At 72.6% G+C, this 18742-nt stretch carries 17 protein-coding genes, 1 pseudogene and 1 riboswitch; of the genes and pseudogenes, 8 read left to right on the plus strand and 10 right to left on the minus strand.

The window, feature by feature from the left end; translation table 11 throughout:
- Nucleotides 1-12: 12 nt before the first annotated feature.
- Nucleotides 13-2169: an anthranilate synthase family protein gene (locus ACTWQC_RS00130; protein ID WP_443313365.1), complete on the minus strand. Its 2157-nt coding sequence runs from the start codon at nucleotides 2167-2169 to the stop codon at nucleotides 13-15.
- Between the two features lie 336 nt (nucleotides 2170-2505).
- On the opposite strand from ACTWQC_RS00130, the gene ACTWQC_RS00135 reads away from it, so the two are divergent.
- Both ACTWQC_RS00135 and ACTWQC_RS00140 read left to right on the plus strand, forming a co-directional pair.
- Entirely contained in the window at nucleotides 2506-3849 is a 1344-nt protein-coding gene (locus tag ACTWQC_RS00135) for a class II 3-deoxy-7-phosphoheptulonate synthase (protein ID WP_443313366.1), read from the plus strand.
- Between the two features lie 115 nt (nucleotides 3850-3964).
- Nucleotides 3965-4225, plus strand: a complete 261-nt coding sequence (locus tag ACTWQC_RS00140; RefSeq protein ID WP_443313367.1) for a (2Fe-2S)-binding protein — start codon at nucleotides 3965-3967, stop codon at nucleotides 4223-4225.
- 80 nt (nucleotides 4226-4305) lie between these two features.
- On the opposite strand, the gene bfr is transcribed toward ACTWQC_RS00140, so the two are convergent.
- A complete protein-coding gene (gene bfr / locus ACTWQC_RS00145; RefSeq protein WP_443313368.1) occupies nucleotides 4306-4788 on the minus strand; it encodes a bacterioferritin in 483 nt (160 codons plus the stop codon).
- Between the two features lie 151 nt (nucleotides 4789-4939).
- Here bfr and ACTWQC_RS00150 point away from each other — a divergent pair, with 151 nt between their 5' ends.
- Nucleotides 4940-5563 carry a sulfite oxidase-like oxidoreductase gene (locus ACTWQC_RS00150; RefSeq protein ID WP_443313369.1) on the plus strand — a complete coding sequence of 208 codons (624 nt, stop codon included), beginning with the start codon at nucleotides 4940-4942 and terminating at the stop codon, nucleotides 5561-5563.
- 68 nt (nucleotides 5564-5631) lie between these two features.
- On the opposite strand, the pseudogene ACTWQC_RS00155 reads toward ACTWQC_RS00150, so the two are convergent.
- From ACTWQC_RS00155 to thiO, 7 genes and pseudogenes are all read right to left on the minus strand, one after another.
- Nucleotides 5632-5868, minus strand: a pseudogene (locus ACTWQC_RS00155) (DUF4396 domain-containing protein); the annotation flags it as partial.
- Nucleotides 5825-6700 carry a deoxyribonuclease IV gene (locus ACTWQC_RS00160; RefSeq protein ID WP_443313370.1) on the minus strand — a complete coding sequence of 292 codons (876 nt, stop codon included), beginning with the start codon at nucleotides 6698-6700 and terminating at the stop codon, nucleotides 5825-5827. The gene ACTWQC_RS00160 and the pseudogene ACTWQC_RS00155, both read right to left, overlap by 44 nt.
- Nucleotides 6701-6799: 99 nt before the next feature.
- Complete coding sequence (gene pknB, locus ACTWQC_RS00165; RefSeq protein WP_443313371.1) at nucleotides 6800-8740, minus strand: Stk1 family PASTA domain-containing Ser/Thr kinase; 1941 nt, start codon at nucleotides 8738-8740, stop codon at nucleotides 6800-6802.
- Between the two features lie 160 nt (nucleotides 8741-8900).
- A complete protein-coding gene (locus ACTWQC_RS00170; RefSeq protein WP_443313372.1) occupies nucleotides 8901-9389 on the minus strand; it encodes an SRPBCC domain-containing protein in 489 nt (162 codons plus the stop codon).
- A 148-nt stretch (nucleotides 9390-9537) separates the two neighbouring features.
- Nucleotides 9538-10335 (minus strand): thiazole synthase, encoded by a 798-nt coding sequence (locus tag ACTWQC_RS00175; protein ID WP_443313373.1) that lies wholly within the window; start codon nucleotides 10333-10335, stop codon nucleotides 9538-9540.
- A 9-nt stretch (nucleotides 10336-10344) separates the two neighbouring features.
- Nucleotides 10345-10545, minus strand: a complete 201-nt coding sequence (gene thiS, locus ACTWQC_RS00180) for a sulfur carrier protein ThiS (RefSeq protein ID WP_443313374.1) — start codon at nucleotides 10543-10545, stop codon at nucleotides 10345-10347.
- The gene (thiO, locus tag ACTWQC_RS00185) at nucleotides 10542-11759 is read right to left on the minus strand and encodes a glycine oxidase ThiO (RefSeq protein ID WP_443313375.1); all 1218 of its coding nucleotides are present in this window, start codon (nucleotides 11757-11759) and stop codon (nucleotides 10542-10544) included. Before thiO ends, thiS begins: the two co-directional genes overlap by 4 nt.
- Nucleotides 11757-11869, minus strand: a riboswitch (TPP riboswitch). Its footprint overlaps the gene before it by 3 nt.
- 228 nt (nucleotides 11870-12097) lie before the next feature.
- Here thiO and ACTWQC_RS00190 point away from each other — a divergent pair.
- From ACTWQC_RS00190 to ACTWQC_RS00210, 5 genes are all read left to right on the plus strand, one after another.
- Nucleotides 12098-13270, plus strand: a complete 1173-nt coding sequence (locus ACTWQC_RS00190; protein ID WP_443313636.1) for an NAD(P)/FAD-dependent oxidoreductase — start codon at nucleotides 12098-12100, stop codon at nucleotides 13268-13270.
- 169 nt (nucleotides 13271-13439) lie between these two features.
- Nucleotides 13440-13805, plus strand: coding sequence for an Rv2175c family DNA-binding protein (locus ACTWQC_RS00195; protein WP_443313376.1), 366 nt, complete (start codon nucleotides 13440-13442; stop codon nucleotides 13803-13805).
- A 159-nt stretch (nucleotides 13806-13964) separates the two neighbouring features.
- Nucleotides 13965-14636, plus strand: a complete 672-nt coding sequence (thiE, locus tag ACTWQC_RS00200) for a thiamine phosphate synthase (RefSeq protein WP_443313377.1) — start codon at nucleotides 13965-13967, stop codon at nucleotides 14634-14636.
- 144 nt (nucleotides 14637-14780) lie between these two features.
- Complete coding sequence (gene metF / locus ACTWQC_RS00205) at nucleotides 14781-15698, plus strand: methylenetetrahydrofolate reductase [NAD(P)H] (RefSeq protein ID WP_443313378.1); 918 nt, start codon at nucleotides 14781-14783, stop codon at nucleotides 15696-15698.
- Between the two features lie 35 nt (nucleotides 15699-15733).
- Nucleotides 15734-16777, plus strand: a complete 1044-nt coding sequence (locus tag ACTWQC_RS00210; protein ID WP_443313379.1) for a hypothetical protein — start codon at nucleotides 15734-15736, stop codon at nucleotides 16775-16777.
- 42 nt (nucleotides 16778-16819) lie between these two features.
- On the opposite strand, the gene ACTWQC_RS00215 is transcribed toward ACTWQC_RS00210, so the two are convergent.
- Nucleotides 16820-18379, minus strand: a complete 1560-nt coding sequence (locus ACTWQC_RS00215; RefSeq protein WP_443313380.1) for a phytoene desaturase family protein — start codon at nucleotides 18377-18379, stop codon at nucleotides 16820-16822.
- Nucleotides 18380-18742: the final 363 nt, after the last annotated feature.

An 18742-nucleotide genomic window follows, 5' to 3' on the forward strand; every position in this document is an offset into this window, starting at 1 on the left:
TGGGCGCGCGGCTCAGACCAGCACGGCCGCCAGCAGCGCCGCCGTGATCGACGCGCCGTCGAGCGTCAGCACCGACTCCGGGTGGAACTGCACGCCCGCGAACCCCGGCCCGCGCAGCGCGTACACATCCCCCGTCCCCGGATCGCGGCTCAGCTCGACGCGGTGCATCGCCAACTCCGCTTCCGCAGCGGCATCGCAGCGCGCCGTGAAGGTGTTGTAGAACCCCACGACCTCCTCCCGCCCGAAGAAGTCGATGCGCTCCTGCGCCCCCTGGTGGGGCACGTCCTTCCGTACGATCTCCAGGCCCAGTTCCGCCGCGATCAGCTCGTGGCCCAGGCACACCCCCAACAAGAAGGTGCGGCCCGAAGGGCCTCGGTGAGGGGTGGTGGTCGGGCGACGGGCGGGGCCCTGCCGGTGCTCGCGCACCAGCTCGCCGGTCAGCCTCCGCAGAAACCGCATCTTCGGGTCGGCCGTGTTCCCCGGGTCGCCGGGGCCCGGCCCGAGGACCACGGGCCCCGGGTGCGACAGCGCCGCCTCCCGCAGACCCGGCTCGTCGTAGCGCCGGACGGTCACGTCAAGACCGGTGGAGCGCAGCAGGTGCGCGAGCATGGCCGTGAAGGTGTCCTCGGCGTCGATCACCAGGGCGTGCCCCGCCTCCCCCATTGCCTCAAGGGCATGGGGGGCGGCACCCCCAGCGGTAGCTGGGGTGGGGGCACCCCCAGCGGTAGTCCCCCTAGGCCTGGCGGCCTGGGTGGGGGTCCCCCCGGCGAAGCCAGGGGGAGTGCCCCCAGGGGGAGTACCCCCATCGGCCGGGCGCTGCTGCATCCGCAGCCAGAAGGGTGCGAGGTCGGCCCGCCGGGCGTCCAGCGCGGCCCGTACGCGGGGGTCGTCCGCCAGCCGCGGAGGCGGGCCGTCCGCCTCGCGCGCGGGCGCGGGCCGGACGCCGAGCGCGGTCAGTACCCCCGCCGCCTTGGCGTGCGTCTCCGCCACCTCGCCGTACGGATCCGAGTGGCGTACGAGCGTCGCGCCGACCGGCACGCGCAGCCACCCGCCCGCGTCGATGTCGGCCGTGCGGATGAGGATCGGCGAGTCGAGGGTCTGGGTCCCGCCCGCGTCCCGCCCGATGAGGGCCAGCGCCCCCGCGTAGTAGCCGCGGCCCCCGACCTCATGGCGCTCGATGACGCGGCAGGCGTTCTGCACCGGCGACCCGGTGACCGTCGCCGCGAACATCGTCTCCCTCAGCACCTCCCGCACGTCCAGCGAACTGCGGCCGCGCAGCTCGTACTCGGTGTGCGCCAGGTGCGCCATCTCCTTCAGCCGCGGCCCGACGACGACCCCGCCCTTGTCCCCGACGGTGCACATCATCTTCAGCTCCTCGTCCACGACCATGGACAGTTCCTCGACCTCCTTGCGGTCGTTCAGGAACGCCAGCAGGCCCTCGGCGCACGGCCCCTCCGGCGGGTAGCGGTAGGTCCCGCTGATCGGATTCATGACCACCGTCCCGCCCGACATCCGCACGTGCACCTCCGGACTGGCCCCGACGAGCGTCCTCCCGTCCGTGTGCACGACGTACGTCCAGTACGCGCCGCGCTCGCCCTCCAGCAGCCGCCGGAAGAGGGCCAGCGCGTCGGCGGGGCCGTACCCCGGGATCTCGCCCTGGAAGGTGCGGCGGATCACGAAGTTCGCGCCCTCGCCCCGCCCGATCTCGTCCTCGATCACCCGCCCGACGATCGCCGCGTACTCCTCGTCTTCGACGTCGAAGGCCCCGCCCTCGACGCGCACGCCGTGCCCCGGCAGCGCCTCCCGTACGGCGGGCAGCGGCAGCTCGTACGACTCCTCGGGCCGCAGCACGGTCAGCGGCGTGCCGTCGTCGCGGACGTCGAAGCCGCGCTCGCGGACCTGCCGGAAGGGGACGAGGACCAACGCGTCGGTGACGGCCCGGCCCGGCGCGCCCTCGCCCAGCGGGACGTCGGCGAGCCGCGGAACGTCCCGCACCGTGCCGACAAGGACCTCGACGAGGTCCTCGGGGCGCCCGGGGGTGCGGCGGTGGATCAGGGCGAAGGGCGGGCCGCCTTCGGCGGCCAGGCGGCGCAGGAGCGCGGGGATACCGGGGACGCCGATGCCGGGGATGCCGGGGGTATCGGGGACGTCTGGACTGTCGGGATGCATCTGAGGTGTTCCTTCCGGATTCGGAGGAACGGCCCGCGGAAACGCCGAAGGCCGCCCCTCGGGGCGGCCTTCGCGGTGGTCTTCAGGTACGCGCGATCAGTGGGCCGCCTCGGAAGCGGTCCACCACCAGTCCATGGTCGTCTGCGCGAACATGCTGCGCACCCTAACCCAGCGTCCGCGGCGAGAGGAGCTCATCTCACCCATCGGACGGCCGCCGAGAGGCCGGGCGGGCCACCCCGGGTGGCCGTCCTCCTGCGCGGATCCTCACGGCCTGTCTCAACTTGTGGGCAGTGGATTGGGCACCCGAAAAGACCCCGTAATGTTGACAAGGTGACCGTGAACGCTGAAACCCGTGCCGGTGGCAACACCTGGCGAGACCTGCCCGCGGCGCAGCAGCCCGAGTGGCCTGACTCCGAGGCTCTGCGTGGTGTGATCGCGGACCTCGAGTCGTATCCGCCGCTCGTCTTCGCGGGCGAGTGCGACCAGTTGCGTGCCCGGCTGGGGGCCGTCGCCAGGGGCGAGGCGTTTCTGCTGCAGGGCGGCGACTGCGCCGAGGCGTTCGACGCCGTGGGCGCCGACCAGATCCGCAACAAGCTGAAGACCCTGCTGCAGATGGGTGCGGTGCTGACCTACGCCGGTTCGGTGCCGGTGGTGAAGGTCGGCCGGATCGCCGGCCAGTACAGCAAGCCGCGCTCGAAGCCGACGGAGACCCGCGACGGGGTGACCCTGCCCTCGTACCGCGGCGACTCGGTGAACGGCTTCGAGTTCACTCCTGAGGCCCGCATGCCGGACCCGGAGCGGCTGAAGCGGATGTACCACGCCTCCTCGGCCACGCTGAACCTCGTACGGGCCTTCACCACCGGTGGTTACGCGGACCTGCGCCTGGTGCACGCCTGGAACCAGGATTTCGTGAAGTCCTCCCCGTCCGGGCAGCGCTACGAGGCCCTGGCCCGTGAGATCGACCGGGCGCTGAACTTCATGAACGCCTGCGGGGTGGACCCGGAGGAGTTCAAGACGGTCGAGTTCTACTCGTCCCACGAGGCGCTGATCCTCGACTACGAGTCGGCCCTGACCCGTACGGACTCGCGCACCGGCAACCTGTACGACGTGTCGGGCCACATGGTCTGGATCGGTGAGCGGACCCGGCAGCTGGACGGGGCGCACATCGAGTTCGCGTCCCGGATCCGCAACCCGATCGGGGTGAAGCTCGGCCCGACGACCTCGCCGGAGGACGCGCTGACGCTGATCGAGCGGCTCGACCCGGACCGCGAGCCGGGCCGGCTGACCTTCATCACCAGGATGGGCGCGGACAAGATCCGCGACCGGCTGCCGGAGCTGGTGGAGAAGGTCACCGCCTCGGGGGCGCAGGTGGCGTGGGTGTGCGACCCGATGCACGGCAACACCTTCGAGGCCGCCTCCGGCCACAAGACCCGGCGCTTCGACGACGTCCTCGACGAGGTCAAGGGCTTCTTCGAGGTCCACAAGGGCCTGGGCACCCACCCGGGCGGCATCCACGTCGAGCTGACCGGCGATGACGTCACCGAGTGCGTGGGCGGTGGCGACGAGATCTTCGTCGACGACCTGCACCAGCGCTACGAGACGGCCTGCGACCCGCGGCTCAACCGCAGTCAGTCGCTGGACCTGGCCTTCCTGGTCGCGGAGATGTACCGGGACCAGTGATCGCGGCACAGCACTGTGGGGCGTGGATCACTTCAGATCCGCGCCCCACGGCATTGTGAGACCCTTCGATGGCGGGTAAGGTAAGGGTAACCTCACTGATCATTTGGGAGTCCGCGTGTACGTCTGCTCTTGCTTCGGCATCACCGAGAAGCAGGTTCGCGAGCATGCGGAAACCGGCTCCTGCACCACACCGCGCCAGATAGCCGGCGCCTGCAAGGCCGGCACCGACTGCGGCTCCTGCGTGCGCCGCATCCAGGCTCTGCTGGGCCGCGGCGCGTGCCCGCGGCGCGAGCTGATCGACCAGGGTGAGCCCGCTCTGCTGGCGGGCGATGCGGGACTGGCGGCCAACGGGTCGCTCGCGGCCGACGCCGCCTGACCGGCCTGATCGGCCGCCGTTCGCCCGATCAACTGCGAACGATCAGCTGCGAACCGCCGGATCAGCTGCGAATCGCCTGGTCAGCTGCCCTCCGGCTGCTCGATCTGCTGGGAGATGTAGAGCGCCTCTCCGAGCTTCTCCACCAGGTCCAGCTGGGTGTCGAGGTAGTCGATGTGGTGCTCCTCGTCGGCGAGGATCGACTCGAAGATGTTCGCCGAGGTGACATCCCCCTTCGCCCGCATCACATCGATCCCGCGCCTGAGGCGGTCGATCGCCTCCACCTCGACCTGCCGGTCGGCCTGGAACATCTCGGTGACCGTCTGGCCCACCCGGACGTGGAACAGCCGCTGGTAGTTGGGCAGCCCCTCGAGGAAGATGATCCGGTCGGTCAGCACCTCGGCATGCCGCATCTCGTCGAACGACTCGGCGCGGGTGTACTTCGCGAGCTTCGTCCAGCCGTAGTTCTCCTGCAGCTTGGCGTGCAGGAAGTACTGATTGATCGCGGTCAGCTCGGCGGTCAGTTGCTCATTGAGGAACTCGATGACCTCGGGGTCGCCCTGCATCGCAGCGGCTCCTTCCAGAGAAGAACGGCAGGATGCGCGCATCCTCGCACCGCCCGCGGCCGCGTTCCAGTAAGTGCATGCTTAGTACGAGTTGCCCGCATCGGCATTGCCCTGGTCACGACCACCCTTCCCAGTCTGTCACCATGGAGTCATGGGTCAGCCGGAAAGCCGCGAAGGGGCACAGGTCACGCTTCCTCCGGGGCAGCGGCTGCAGCGCGGCTGGCCGGTCACGCACTACGGGCCGGTCCCCAAGTTCAAGCCGGACCGCTGGGAGTTCCGGGTCTTCGGCGCGACCGCCGACGGGGACAAGCACTGCTGGACGCACGAGGAGTTCACGGCCCTGCCGTACGCGACGGTCGTCGCGGATCTTCACTGCGTCACGAAATTCAGCATGCTGGGGGCCGAATGGGGTGGCATCGCGGCCCGTACGATCCTCGATCTCGCGCCGCCCGCGGCGGACGTCACCCATGTGATGGTGTGGGCCGAGTACGGCTTCAGCTCGAACCTGCGGCTCTCCGACTTCGCCGCCGAGCGGACGATCTTCGCCACGCACAAGGGCGGTGAGTTGCTCACCGCCGAGCACGGCTTCCCGGTCCGGCTGGTCGTACCGCATCTGTACGCCTGGAAGGGACCCAAGTGGGTCCGCGGCGTCGAGTACATGACCGCGGACCGCCGTGGCTTCTGGGAGGAGCGCGGCTACCACAACATCGGTGACCCGTGGCGCGAGCAGCGCTACTCGTACCAGGAGGAGCCGGGCGAGGGGCCGGAGCTCTGACGCCTGCGGCGGGCTTCTCAGTGGTACTGGCGCGCCACCGCGTGGCCCTCGCCACGGCCGATCATCCACGAGTAGCCGAAGACGAACGCCGGCACGATGGCGAGGATCATCGTCGGTGCGTTGTGCCGGCCGAGGGCGGTGCCGACGGCCATACCGGCCACTTCGCCGAACACGCAGCCGGTGAGGCAGTGCAGCGTCGTCTTCGCCGCCGTGGGCCAGTCGGCCGGACCGTGGCCCGCGTGCTCGTGGGTGGCGCTCTCGTCAGCCGTCCCGCAGCTCCTTGAGCCGGGCCACGTCCGTCGTATGGCCGACCTTGCCGCCAGGGGTCTCGATCATCAGCGGCACGCCCTCGGTCGCCGGGTGCCTGAAGAGGTCGCCGAAGGGGTCGGTACCGATGTGACCCGCGCCGATGTTCTCGTGCCTGTCCTTGCGGGCGCCCGCCACGTCCTTGGAGTCGTTCGCGTGGATCAACTTCAGACGGCCCTCGCCGACCGTCTCCACCAACTCGTCGAGCAGGGTCTTCGCGCCGCCCGGCGCGGCCATGTCGTGCCCGGCGGCGAACGCGTGGCAGGTGTCCAGGCAGACTCCGAGCCGCGGGTGCCGGTCCAGCGCGTCGAAGTACGGACCGAGGTCCGCCACGAGGGAGCACAGGGAGGCCCCCTGGCCGGCCGTCGGCTCCAGCAGCAGCCAGGGGTCCTCGTCGTGGGTCAGCTCGTCCAGTAGCGGCAGTACGCGCTCCCGCACCTGCGCGAGGGCCACCTCCCGCGGTCGCCCGCCGGTCGCCGAGCCGGTGTGGACCACGACCCCGAGCGCGCCGATGGCCCGCCCGCGGCGCAGCGAGTGCCGCAGTGACGCGACCGACAGATCGGCCGTGGCCTCGGTGTGCGAGCCGAAGTTGATCAGATAAGGGGCGTGGACGTACGCGGGGACGCCCTCCTCGGCGCAGGCGGCACGGAACGCCTCGTCCTGGCGCGGACTGCCCGCCGGTGTGGCCCAGCCGCGCGGGTTCGCCACGAAGACCTGCACGGTCTCGGCTCCGATGTCGCGGGCGTACGACAGGCCGGTGGCGGCGAGGCCGCCGGCTACCGGGACGTGGCTGCCGACGGGGTTACGAGGACGGGGTGCTGCGATGCTCACACCGCCAGGATCCCATGGGGTAACGGCCCTTCGCGCCGGTACCCCATGGGATCCTGGCCCTTCGCGCCGGGTCTCATGGTGTGCGGCCGCAGCGGGGGCTCAGCGGACGCGGATGGTGATCGTGCTGCCCTTCGGCGCCTCGTCCCCGCCATCCACCGACTGGTCGAAAACGGTGTTGCCGAAGAAGAACCGGGTGACGTTGACCTTGAAGCCCCGCTGCTCCAGCTTGCGCTTGGCGTCGCGGGCGTTGTCGCCCTCGACGTCGGGCACCTCGACCATCTGCTGGCCCTTGGAGACCGTCAGCGTGACCGTGTCGCCCTTCGCCAGCTGGTCGCCCCCGGCCGGGGACTGGGCGGCGATCTCGCCCTTGTCCTCCTCGGAGAAGACCTCCTCGGGCGCCACCCTGACGTTCAGCCCGTCCTCGCGCAGTTCCCTCGTCGCGTCCTCGAGCGAGTCGCCGACCACGTCCGGCGCCTCGACGCGCTCGCCCTTGCTGACGGTGATCGCGACCGCCGAGCCGGGCCTGCGCTTGAGGCCGGCGTCCGGCTCTGTGCGGATGACCGCCCCCTGCGCCACCTGATCGTTGAACTCCCGCCGGATGATGCCCGGGACCAGGCCGAGGTCCTTGAGCTCCTGCGTGGCCTTCTCCAGCGGCGTGCCTTCCAGGTCGGGGATCTTCACGACCTCGGGCCCCTTGGAGACGATGATCGTGACGGTGCCGTTGCCGCGGATGCGCTTGCCGGGCGCCGGTTCCGTGTCGATCACCTTTCCCCGGTCCACGGTGCCGCTGAAGTCCTCCTTGGCCCGTACGTCGAAACCGGCGTCGCGGAGCTTCTTCTCGGCCTCCTTCTGCGGCAGCGCGAGGACGCCGGGCACCCTGGTGAACTGGCCGGAATTGATGTACCAGACGCCCGCGCCCACCCCGAGCACCAGCAGCACCGCCGCCACCAGCGCGAGCACGCCCTGCCTGGGCGCGCGCCGCCCCGCGCGCGTGGCCGGCGGGGCGGGGGGCGGGCCGGCCGGCGGACCGGCCGGCGGCATCTCGAGGCGGCTGGTGCGGTTCAGCCCGTCAGCGGCGGTCCCCGCAGCCGCGTCCGCGACAGCCCGCGGGAGGACGCTCGTACGGTCCTCGGAGCCGAAGAGTCCGGCGTCGTCGGTCACGGCCTGCGGCGGTACGGCGTCGAGCTGCTCGTCGGTGAGCGTGGCGCGGGCCTCGCGGGCGGCCGACAGCAGCGCCACGGCGTCCCCGGGCCGCAGCTCGGGGCTGCGGGCCGTGGCCGCCGCGACCAGGCCGTCCAGCTGCGGAGCCAGGCCCGGCACGGCTTCGGACGGCGGTGCGATGTCCTCGTGCAGGTGCTGGTAGAGCACCTGCACGGGGGTGTCGCCGCTGTGCGGCTTGGCGCCGGTCAGCATCTCGTACAACACCACGCCGCAGGCGTAGACGTCCGCGCGCGTGTCCGTGATGCCGTGCTCGATCTGCTCCGGTGCCAGGTAGGAGACGGTACCCAGAAGCGACCCGGAGGAGGCGGTGGTGTTGGTGTCCACGGCCCGGACGAGCCCGAAGTCCGCGACCTTGACCCGGCCGTCGTCGCCGATGAGGACGTTCTCCGGCTTCATGTCGCGGTGGATGAGACCGGCGCGGTGGGCGGCGCCGAGCGCGGCGAGGACCGGCTCCAGGATGTCGAGTGCGGCGCGGGGCTGCAGGGCACCGCGCTCGCGCAGCACGTCACGCAGGGTGCACCCGGCGACGTACTCCATGGCCAGATAGACGTACGTGCCGTCGGCGCCCTGGTCGTAGACGCCCACGACGTTGGGGTGGGCGAGCCGGGCGACGGACTTGGCCTCGCGGATGAAGCGGTCGGTGAACGCGCTGTCGGAGGCGAGGCCAGGGTGCATCACCTTGAGGGCCAGCACCCGGTCGAGACGGGTGTCCACGGCCCGGTAGACCGTGGCCATGCCGCCGATGGCGATCCGCGCCTCGACGCGATAGCGGCCGTCGAGCACCTGCCCGACGAGCGGGTCCTGGAGGGTCGTATCCACGGTCACGCAGTCTACGAGCCGTCACGGACACACCTGCCCACAAGGGCCGATCCGGCGCCCGACTGCAGCCGAACGGTGACCGCGGGCCTTACGGGGCGCGGGGGATGCGGTACGGGGACGTGGGCGTGAGCCCGGACGGACGGCGGGGCCGGGGCCCGGATCAGACGTGCTGGGCGGCGCCCGGAGGCGGCGGGTCGGCGTGCGTGGCGGCGGCGATGGCGCACAGCTCCTCGAGGGCGGCGGTCCACGCCAGGCGCGCGTACTCGGCGTGCCGGCCCTTCTCCTCGTCCGGGGCGTCGAGCCCGGCGATGCCCGACTCCTCCACCGTGACGCGAGTGCCCTCGCCCTCCGAGGACAGCCGGAAGTCGACCAGGGTGGAGTCGCCGCGGACGGGCTGTGTGTCGGGTTTCACGGCCATGCGGAAGCAGAGCCGGGACGGTGGGTCGACGACCTCCACCCGGCCGTGGAACTCGCCGTGCTCGTCCCAGCGGAAGCGCAGGGCGCCATCGGGCCGCATATCCACTTCGGCTCCGCCGAAGGCATACCAGGCGTGGATGTGCTCGGCGACGGTGAGCACCCGCCATACGCGGTCGACGGGGGCCGGGACGTACACCTCGCGCTCGATGCGGTCGACAACCTCTGCCACCACGGGGACCACCTCCGTCTCCACGCTATGCCCTGCTGGGCCGCGGCGACGGGGAAGCGGGGGGAGGCCCGCGCCTCAAGAGGCCGGTGCTCCGGTCGGCCGCAGCACCGGGCGTGCCCGCGCTGCGCCTGCCCGCGCCGGCGTGCCCGCGCTACCGGAACGCCGGACGCTCCGGGTCGAGGGCGGCCACGCCCTCCGTGGGCGAGGACGCCTCCGCGAAGTGCCGCCGCGGGATCCGGCCCGCGCGGTGGGCCAGCCGCCCCGCCTCGACGGCGTGCCGCATCGCCTCCGCCATCAGTACGGGCTCCTGGGCCCGGGTGACGGCAGACGCGAGCATGACGGCCGCGCAGCCCAGCTCCATGGCCAGCGCCGCGTCCGATGCGGTGCCGGCCCCCGCGTCGAGGATCACGGGCACGCGCGCGTGCTCGGTGATCAGCTGGAAGTTGTGCGGGTTGCGGATGCCGAGGCCGGAGCCGATGGGGGAGCCCAGCGGCATGATCGCGGCGCAGCCGGCGTCCTCCAGCTTCCTGGCCAGCACCGGGTCGTCGTTGGTGTACGGAAGCACCGTGAAGCCGTCGTCGACCAGGGTCTCCGCCGCGTCGAGCAGCTCGACCGGGTCGGGCAGCAGGGTGCGCTCGTCTGCCACCACCTCCAGCTTGATCCAGTCGGTGCCGAGGGCCTCCCGGGCGAGCCGGGCGGTGAGCACCGCCTCGCCCGCGGTGAAGCACCCCGCGGTGTTCGGCAGGGCGCGGATGCCGAGCCCGGCCAGCACGGTCAGCACGGAGCCCTGCACGGTCGGGTCGAGGCGGCGCATGGCCACCGTGGTCAGCTCGGTGCCGGAGGCGACCAGCGCGCGCTCCAGGACGTCGAGGCTCGGCGCACCGCCGGTCCCCATGATCAGCCGGGAGCCGAAGGTGGTGCCGCCAATGGTGAGGAGATCGTCGGCCATGTCGCGGGGTCAGCCTCCCTGGACCGCGGTGAGGACCTCGACGCGGTCGCCGTCGCCGAGCGGGGTGGTGGGCCACCGGCGGCGCGGTACCACGGTCTCGTTGAGCGCGGCGGCGACGCCCGAGGGGGCGGTGGTGAGGGTGGCGACGACCCGGTCGAGTGTGGTGCCGTCGGGGAGTTCCCTGGGTTCCCCGTTCACGGAGACGGTCATACGGGCTGCTCCTGGAGTACGCGGGGTGCGCGGGGTGCGGACGTGAAGCGGCGAGGGGAGAAGGGCCGGGCCTCACCGGGGAGTTCGCCGGTGGTCAGCGCCTCGGCCATCGCGTCGCCCGTGACCGGCGTCAGCAGCACGCCGTTGCGGTAGTGGCCGGTTGCCAGGTGCAGCCCCGGCAGTGCCGTCGGGCCCAGCAGGGGCGCGTTGTCGGGCGACCCCGGCCGCAGCCCGGCGCGGGTCTCGACAAGCGGCAGTTCGGTGATTCCGGGCACCAACTCGTGGGCATCGCGCAGGAGTTCGTACACCCCGCCCGCGGTGACGGTGGTGTCCCAGCCCAGTTCCTCGCTGGTCGCGCCGACCACCAGCTCGCCGCTCTCGCGCGGCACGAGGTAGACCTGCCCGCCGCGCACCACCGCCCGTACGGTCCGGGACAGGAACGGCGCGTACGCCCCGGGAACGCGCAGCCGCAGCACCTGCCCCTTGACCGGCCGGACCGGCGGCAGCACCTCGTCCGGCACCCCGGCGAGCTGCCCGCTGCGGCTGCCCGCGGCGAGGACGACCTGCCCGGCGCCCAGCTCCGTGCCGTCCTCGAGGACCGCTCCGGCGGCCCGGTCCCGTACGACGGACAGCCGCCGGACCCAGGCGCGGCGCAGCTCCACCCCGGCCCGCTCGCAGGCCGTGACGAGCGCGGCGGCGAGCCGGCGGGGGTCGGTCTGGTGGTCGCCGTCCACGCGCAGGCCGCCGCGCACGCCCGGCGCAAGCAGGGGCTCGAGGCGGCGGCACTCGCGCCCCGTCAGCCACTGCGAGTCGAGACCGTGGCGGAGCTGCAAGGCATGGAGCTCGCGCAGGTGTGCCCGGTCGTCGGTGTCCAGCGCGACGGCGAGGGTGCCGCAGGCGCGGTAGCCGATGTCCTGCCCGCTCGCCTCCTCGAGCTCGGCCGCGAACGCCGGATAGCGCGCTGCGGAGGCGAGGTTGAGGCCGAGCAGGGTCTCCTCGCCGTAGTGGAGCTCGGTGACGGCCGCCAGCATCCCGGCGGCGACCTGTGCGGCACCACCGCCGGGCGACGGGTCGGCGACCGCGGTGCGCAGGCCCCGCTGCGCCGCCCGCCAGGCCGTGACCAGACCGATGATCCCGCCCCCGATGACGAGGACGTCGTACGACGTGCGCGGACCGCGCGCGCCGCTGCCTTCAGTGCCTTCAGGCGCGTGCATGGGTATCAGGACCCTCCCTTCGCCGGCATGACCCGGATCAGGTTCGTACGGTCGGAGGCCGGCCAGCCTCCCTCTCAGCCCGGTGCGTCCGGGCTCCCGCGAGTGCTCTTGGCTCGCCACCATAACGCCTGCCCCTGGAGGGCAGTAGAGGAGCGGCGCCCCAAGGCCACCCACGCTCCCACCCCTGGCACGCCCCGGCCGGACCGCACCGATCAACTTGATGCTGTGTCAGAGATCTCGATGCGCGCGTCTCCGGCAGCGCCCCGCGGCCGTCCTACAGTGATCGTGTGAGCGAGGACAGGCAGCCAGTGCAGCGGGTCGTGATCGTCGGCGCGGGCATGGCCGGGGTGCAGACCGCGGTCGCCCTGCGGGAGCAGGGCTGGAAGGGCACGATCACGCTGCTGGGCGCCGAGTCGCACCAGCCCTACGACCGGCCGCCGCTGTCCAAGGCCGTGCTCCTCGGCAAGGCCGACGGCTCGGCCTTCGAGGTCGACTTCCCGGCCCTGAGCATCGAACTGCTGCTGGGTCGCCAGGTCACGGCGCTCCGCCCCGACCGCCACCTCCTGGAGACCGCCGCCGGGCCCGTCCCGTACGACCGGCTGGTCATCGCCACCGGCGCCGAGCCGATCACGCTGCCCGGCACCGATGCAGGTCCCGGCATCTACGTGCTGCGCACCCTCGACGACGCCGAGCGGCTGCGGCCCGTCCTGGAGGGCAGGCAGGAGGTCGTCGTGGTCGGCGCGGGCTGGATCGGCGCGGAGTTCGCGACCGCGGCGCGCGAGGCGGGCTGCCCCGTCACCGTCGTCGAGGCCGCTGACCGCCCGCTCGCCGGTGCCCTTCCCGCCGAGGTCACCGAGCACATGGCCGCCTGGTACGCCGACAGCGGCGCCCGGCTGATCACCGGCGCGAAGGTGGCGGCGGTCGAGCCGGGCTCGGTGCTCCTGGAGGACGGAACCCGGCTGCGCGCGGACGCGGTGCTGGTCGGGGTCGGCGCCCGGCCCACGACCGCCTGGCTCGCGGGCTCGGGCGTCGAGCTGTGCTCCGACGGCTCGGTACGCGCCGACGAGCGGCTGCGCACCTCCCAGCCGGACGTCTACGCGGTCGGCGACTGCGCGTCGTTCCCGTCCGCCCGGTACGGCGAGCGGCTCCTCGTCCACCACTGGGACAACGCCCTCCAGGGGCCCCGCGCGGTCGCCGCCAACATCGCCGGGGGAGCGGCCGAGGAGACCGTCTACGATCCGGTGCCCTACTTCTGGTCCGAGCAGTTCGGCCGGTTCGTGCAGTACACGGGCCACCACGCCGCGGCCGACGCCACGGTCTGGCGCGGCGACCCGGCCGGGGCCTCCTGGTCGGTCTGCTGGCTGCGCGGCGGGGCGCTGGTAGCGCTGCTCGCGGTGGGCAGGCCGCGGGATCTGGCGCAGGGACGCAGGCTCATCGAGCGCGGCGCGCGCATCGACCCGGACCGGGCCGCCGACCCGTCCGTGCCGCTCAAGTCGGCAGTGCTCCGCTGAGACCGTGAGCCCGTACGTACGTACGGGCCGGAGGGCGGGGCCGGGCCGAACGGGCGGAACCGGGCCGTCAGCCCGGCGGGAACAGGTGCCCCCGTTCCGCCGGAACCGGTGAGCCCGCCCGGCCGCGCTCCGCTACCGGCTGTCAGTCCGGGATGGCAGGCTTGGTCCCGTGACCGAGATTGACACGAAGACCGATGCGCTCGTTCCCGCCTGGCTCACCCTCCCCGACGTCGCAGAACGGCTCGGGGTCGAGGTGACCCGCGTCAGGCAGCTGGTCAAGGAGGGCCAGCTGATCGCGGTCCGCCGCGGCGAGAACCGGGTGCTGCAGGTGCCGGCCGCCTTCGTCGGCGACGGCAAGGTCGTCAAGGGCCTCGCCGGGACGCTGACGCTCCTGAAGGACGATGGCTTCACCGACGAAGAGATGCTGGAGTGGCTCTTCACGCCGGACCCGAGCCTGCCGGGCACGCCCGCGCAGGCCCTGCGCGAGAATCGCGGCACGGAAGTGAAGCGCCGCGCCCAGGCGCTCGCCGTCTGACGCTGCCGAGCGCTTGCCGTCCGGGGGCTCGCCGCTGAGCGCTTGCCGTCCGAGCGCCTGACGGCCGCCGTCCGATCCAGTGAACCCGTACGGCGTGCGGGCCGGGACGCCCCGGCCAGCACGCTGCCGACCCGTACGCCGCCGATCCGGGGGGAACCCATGGCCACCGCCGCCGCAGCAGCCGCCACCGCGCGCGTGCAGCTCGCCGACGCCCTGCTCTACCTCTGCACCGACGCGCGCAAGCGCCAGGGCGACCTCGCCGAGTTCCTGGACACGGTCCTCGCCTCCGGCGTCGACATCGTGCAGCTGCGCGACAAGGGCATGGAGGCGGGCGAGGAGCTGGAGCATCTGGCGGTGTTCGCGGACGCCTGCAGGCGGCACGGCAAGCTGCTCGCGGTCAACGACCGGGCCGATGTGGCACACGCGACCGGCTCCGACGTGCTGCACCTGGGCCAGGGTGACCTGCCGGTGCCCGCCGCCCGCGCGATCCTCGGCGAGTCCGTGCTCATCGGGCGGTCCACGCACGCCGAGGCGGAGGTGGACGCGGCGGTCGCCGAGCCAGGCGTCGACTACTTCTGCACCGGCCCCTGCTGGCCCACCCCCACCAAGCCGGGACGGCACGCCCCCGGCCTGCCGCTGGTGCGCTACGCGGCCTCGCTGGAGCCCGTACGGCCCTGGTTCGCGATCGGCGGCATCGACGCGTCCAACCTCGACCAGGTGCTGGACGCCGCGGCCCGGCGGGTCGTGGTGGTCCGGGCGATCACGGACGCGGACGACCCGGGGGCGGCGACCGCGGACCTCGCGAAGCGGCTGCGCGAGCGCAGTGCGTAACGGCCCTGCTGCAGCTCGTCATCGCGTCCGACCGCGGTGCGTAACCGGACAAGTTGTCCGAGTGGTGGACGAGGTTCCGGGCTAACCGGGCATATCGTCAGCCTTTTGTTGGGGCTGGAGCGAGCCGCTGGTTAACCTGCCTTTATGGCCCTTGGCACCGCGTCCACTAGGACGGACCGCGCGCACACCGTCCGTGACCTCCTCGCCTCCGGCAGGCGGTCCTATTCGTTCGAGTTCTTCGCCCCGAAGACCGAGAAGGGTGAGCGGACCCTGTGGAACGCCATCCGCCGGATCGAGGCGGTCGCGCCGACCTTCGTCTCCGTGACGTACGGCGCGGGCGGCTCGTCCCGCGACGGGACCGTACGGGCCACCGAGCGCATCGCGACCGACACCACCCTCACCCCGGTGGCCCACCTCACCGCCGTCAACCACTCCCTCGCCGACCTGCGCAACATCATCGGCCGCTACGCCGATGCGGGAATCCGGAACATGCTGGCGCTGCGCGGGGACCCGCCGGGCGACCCGATGGGCGAGTGGGTGCCGCACCCGCAGGGCGTGCACTACGCGGCCGAGCTCGTTCAGCTCATCAAGGAGTCGGGCGACTTCTGCGTCGGCGTCGCCGCCTTCCCCGAGATGCACCCGCGCTCCACGGACTGGGATGCGGACATCCGGCACTTCGTGGACAAATGCCGCGCTGGTGCGGACTTCGCGATCACCCAGATGTTCTTCCTCGCCGACGACTACCTCCGGCTGCGGGACCGGGTCGCGGCGGCCGGCTGCGACACCCCGATCATCCCGGAGATCATGCCGGTCACGAACGTGAAGCAGATCGAGCGATTCGCCCAGCTCAGCAACGCGGCCTTCCCGCCGGAGCTCGCGGACCGGATCCTCTCGGTCAAAGATGACCCAGCGGCTGTACGCTCCATTGGGATCGAGTACGCCACGGAGCTGTGCGCGCGGCTGATGTCCGAGGACATCCCCGGGTTGCACTTCATTACCCTGAACCACTCCACGGCGACTCTGGAAATCTACGAGAATCTGGGACTGTCGCAGCAGTCCTGACGGCTAGGCCGGAAAGCGGCGGAAGAGGGGCGGACATGGGCTGGACGGTCCTCTACATCGCGTTTGGCATCGTCGCGCTGTGGCTGCTCGGCGAGGTCCTGCTGCAGTACAAGGCCCGGCTGCGCTGGCGGCTGCTGGCCTTCACGGGCTTTCTGGGCGTGGTCCTCGGCGTGCTGATGCCGTCGGTGGTGGTCATCGGGATCGGCGCGGCCGCCTTCGCGGTCGGGCAGACCTACGTCACGCTCTCCTTCCGGCGCGGCTTCGCAGCCGGCTGGGCGCTCCGCGGCGGCGGCTTCGGCTTGGGCCGGGAGCGCGAGGAGGACGAGGCCGAGGAGTACAGGGAGTACCTGGACCCGAGGCTGCAGGCCCCCGACCCCGCCGAGCCGCTTCCGGACGGATACGGGCAGGCCGAGGTGCCGGATGGATACGGGCAGGCCGAGGTACCGGGTGGCGGGGCGGGCCCTGAGGTCTACCAGCCGCAGCCGATACCGGACGACACCGGCCAGTACGGGGTCTACAACGACGCGGCGTACGCCACCACGGGCGCGGCCACGGACGGGCAGAGCCCGTACGCCTCCACGTACGGCGGCTACGGGCAGGACGACCTGGCGGGCCAGGGCGGCTACGCGGACCAGAACAGCTACGCGGACCAGAACAGCTACGCGGGCCAGGGCGGCTACGCGGACCAGAGCAACTACGCGGGCCAGGGCGGCTACGCGGATGAGAACAGCTACGCGGACCAGAACACCTACGCGGCCGCGGGACAGTACGACTACGGAACCGCGCAGTACGCCGGGTACTCCGACCCGTACGCCGGCACCGGGAGCGCGCAGCAGTACGACCAGCCCGCCTCCTACGACGGGCAGCAGTACGACTACGGCACCGGCCAGTACGTGACGCCCGACCCCTACGCGACGGGCGCACCGCAGCAGTACGGCGAGACTCCGCCCGGCGGCGTGTGGATGCCGCAGCAGCGCGAAGGCGAAGAGCAGCAGTCCGGCCAGCCGCTGCCGGACGAGCAGCCGTACCCGTACCAGCAGGGCTACAACGCGGGCTACGGCGAGCAGTACCGCTACTGATCTGAGCGGCGCGTCCGGCGGCCCGCCCCGGTCGCTCCCGGCTCACTGCGAGCCGCGCCAGTCGTCTCCCTCGACGATCAGCCCGGCGACGAGCGCGCCCGACATCCCGGCGTGCGCGAGTCCACCGCCGGGGTGGAACCAGCCGCCGACCGTGTAAAGCCCCGGCAGCCGCGTCAGGTTGGCGGCCCGCAGCTGCTCGCCGCGGACCCCGGCCAGGGCCGGTCCCGGCACCGCGCCACCCGCCGTCCCCGTCTCGTCCGCGTTGTCCGCGGGCGTACGGGCCTCCCGCCAGAGCAGCCGCTCGCGCAGATCCGGGATCGCGGCCCCGGCCACCGAGATCACCCGCTCCGCGAAGTCCTCCGCCACGCCGTCCGCTGCCCAGTCGACGGAGTCCGGCGCTTCCTCGGCGTGGCCTGGCACCGTCGCGGTCAGAGTGACCGCCTCGTGCCCGTCGTCGGGGCGCTGCGCGGGGTCGTCGGGGCGCAGCACCGTGACGGTCGGCTGCTCGCACGGCACGGGCCGCGGTCCCGCGGGACCGCGGCCCGTGCCGAAGACCGACGCCAACTCCGCCTCCCGGTCGGCCGCGTGCACCACGGTGCGGTGGGCCGTGCCCTCGGGGCGCGCGCCCCTGAGGGCGAGGAGCACCGTGAACCGGGCGCGGGGGCGGCGCAGCCGGGGCAGGACGTCGTCGGCGTCCCACAGCCGGTTGTACGCGACGGGCGAGTCACCCGCCATCATGGCCAGCGCCCAGGGGTCCACGCCCGCGACGACCAGATCGGCGTCCACCCGGGTCCCGTCCATCAGCACGAGGCCCGCCACCCGCCCGTCCTTCTCGGCGATGACATCCACCTCTGCGCCGAAGGTGAACTCCACCTTCCGGGACAGGCAGCGCTCGTAGAGGGCATGCGCGAGCGCGCGCATGCCCCCGCGGACGTACCAGTTGCCGAATGTCTGCTCCACGTAGGGCAGTACCACCGCGCTCGGCGGGGCACTGCGCGGATCGAAGCCGTACGCCAGGGCATGGCCCTCCAGCAGCGCACCCAGCCGCGGGTCGTGCAGCTCGCGCTCCGCGACCTCGGCGAGCGTCGTGGCGCCGCGCCGGAACAGGCCGCGCCGCACCGCCGGGTACGGGTCCTTGCCGAGCGCCTTCCAGTCCGCGCGGAGCGGCTCCTCGAGCAGCGGCCTGCGGGTCGCGTCCCAGACGTCCCGCGCCCGGCTGATCAGGTCGCTCCAGCGCTCGCCCGCGCCCGCGCCCAGGGCGGCGTCCAGCGCCGCGACGACGCCCGCGCGCGAGGCGTTCGGCAGCGAGACGTCCGTGCCGTCCGGGAAGACGTGCCGGCTCGCGGGGTCGACCTGGGAGAGCTCGACGCGCTGCTCCAGGGGCTCCTTGCCGGTCTTGACGAACAAGTCGCGGTAGACGGCGGGCAGATGCAGGAGACCCGGGCCCGTGTCGAAGCCGAAGCCGTCCCGCTCGAAGCGGCGTACGGCACCTCCGTACGTCTCCCCGCGCTCGTACACCGCCACCTGGTGGCCCGCCACGGCCAGCCGGGCCGCAGCCGCCATCGCGCCCATCCCGGCGCCGATCACCGCAATCCGTGCCATGGACGAGACCTTATCCGCCGTCCCCACGCGCGCGTGGGGACGGGAGCGGACGTCTGAGTAGGTATACCTATCCGCCGGGATGAGTAGCCGCGCGGATGGGTTCCGACCTGCGCAGACGGAAGAGTGGAGACCACGGAAGGGGCGCGGCGCCGGAACCGCCGGCACGGGGCGGCGGAAACGGCGCGGCACCCCGGACGGAACGGGGGAGCGACGGGGAAACGGAGAACGGGGGCTCCGTCGGGGGGTGGGGGACGGGGGAAAGCACGGGGGAGACGGGGGCCCTACGGGGCCTACGGGGGACGTGGGGGAAAGCGCTGCCCTGTCGCGGCTCGGGGGGATCGAGCCGCGCCGGGGCAGCGCGCT

The sequence above is a fragment of the Streptomyces sp. 8N616 genome, assembly GCF_052246385.1.
In the GTDB taxonomy this organism is placed as follows: Bacteria; Actinomycetota; Actinomycetes; order Streptomycetales; family Streptomycetaceae; genus Streptomyces.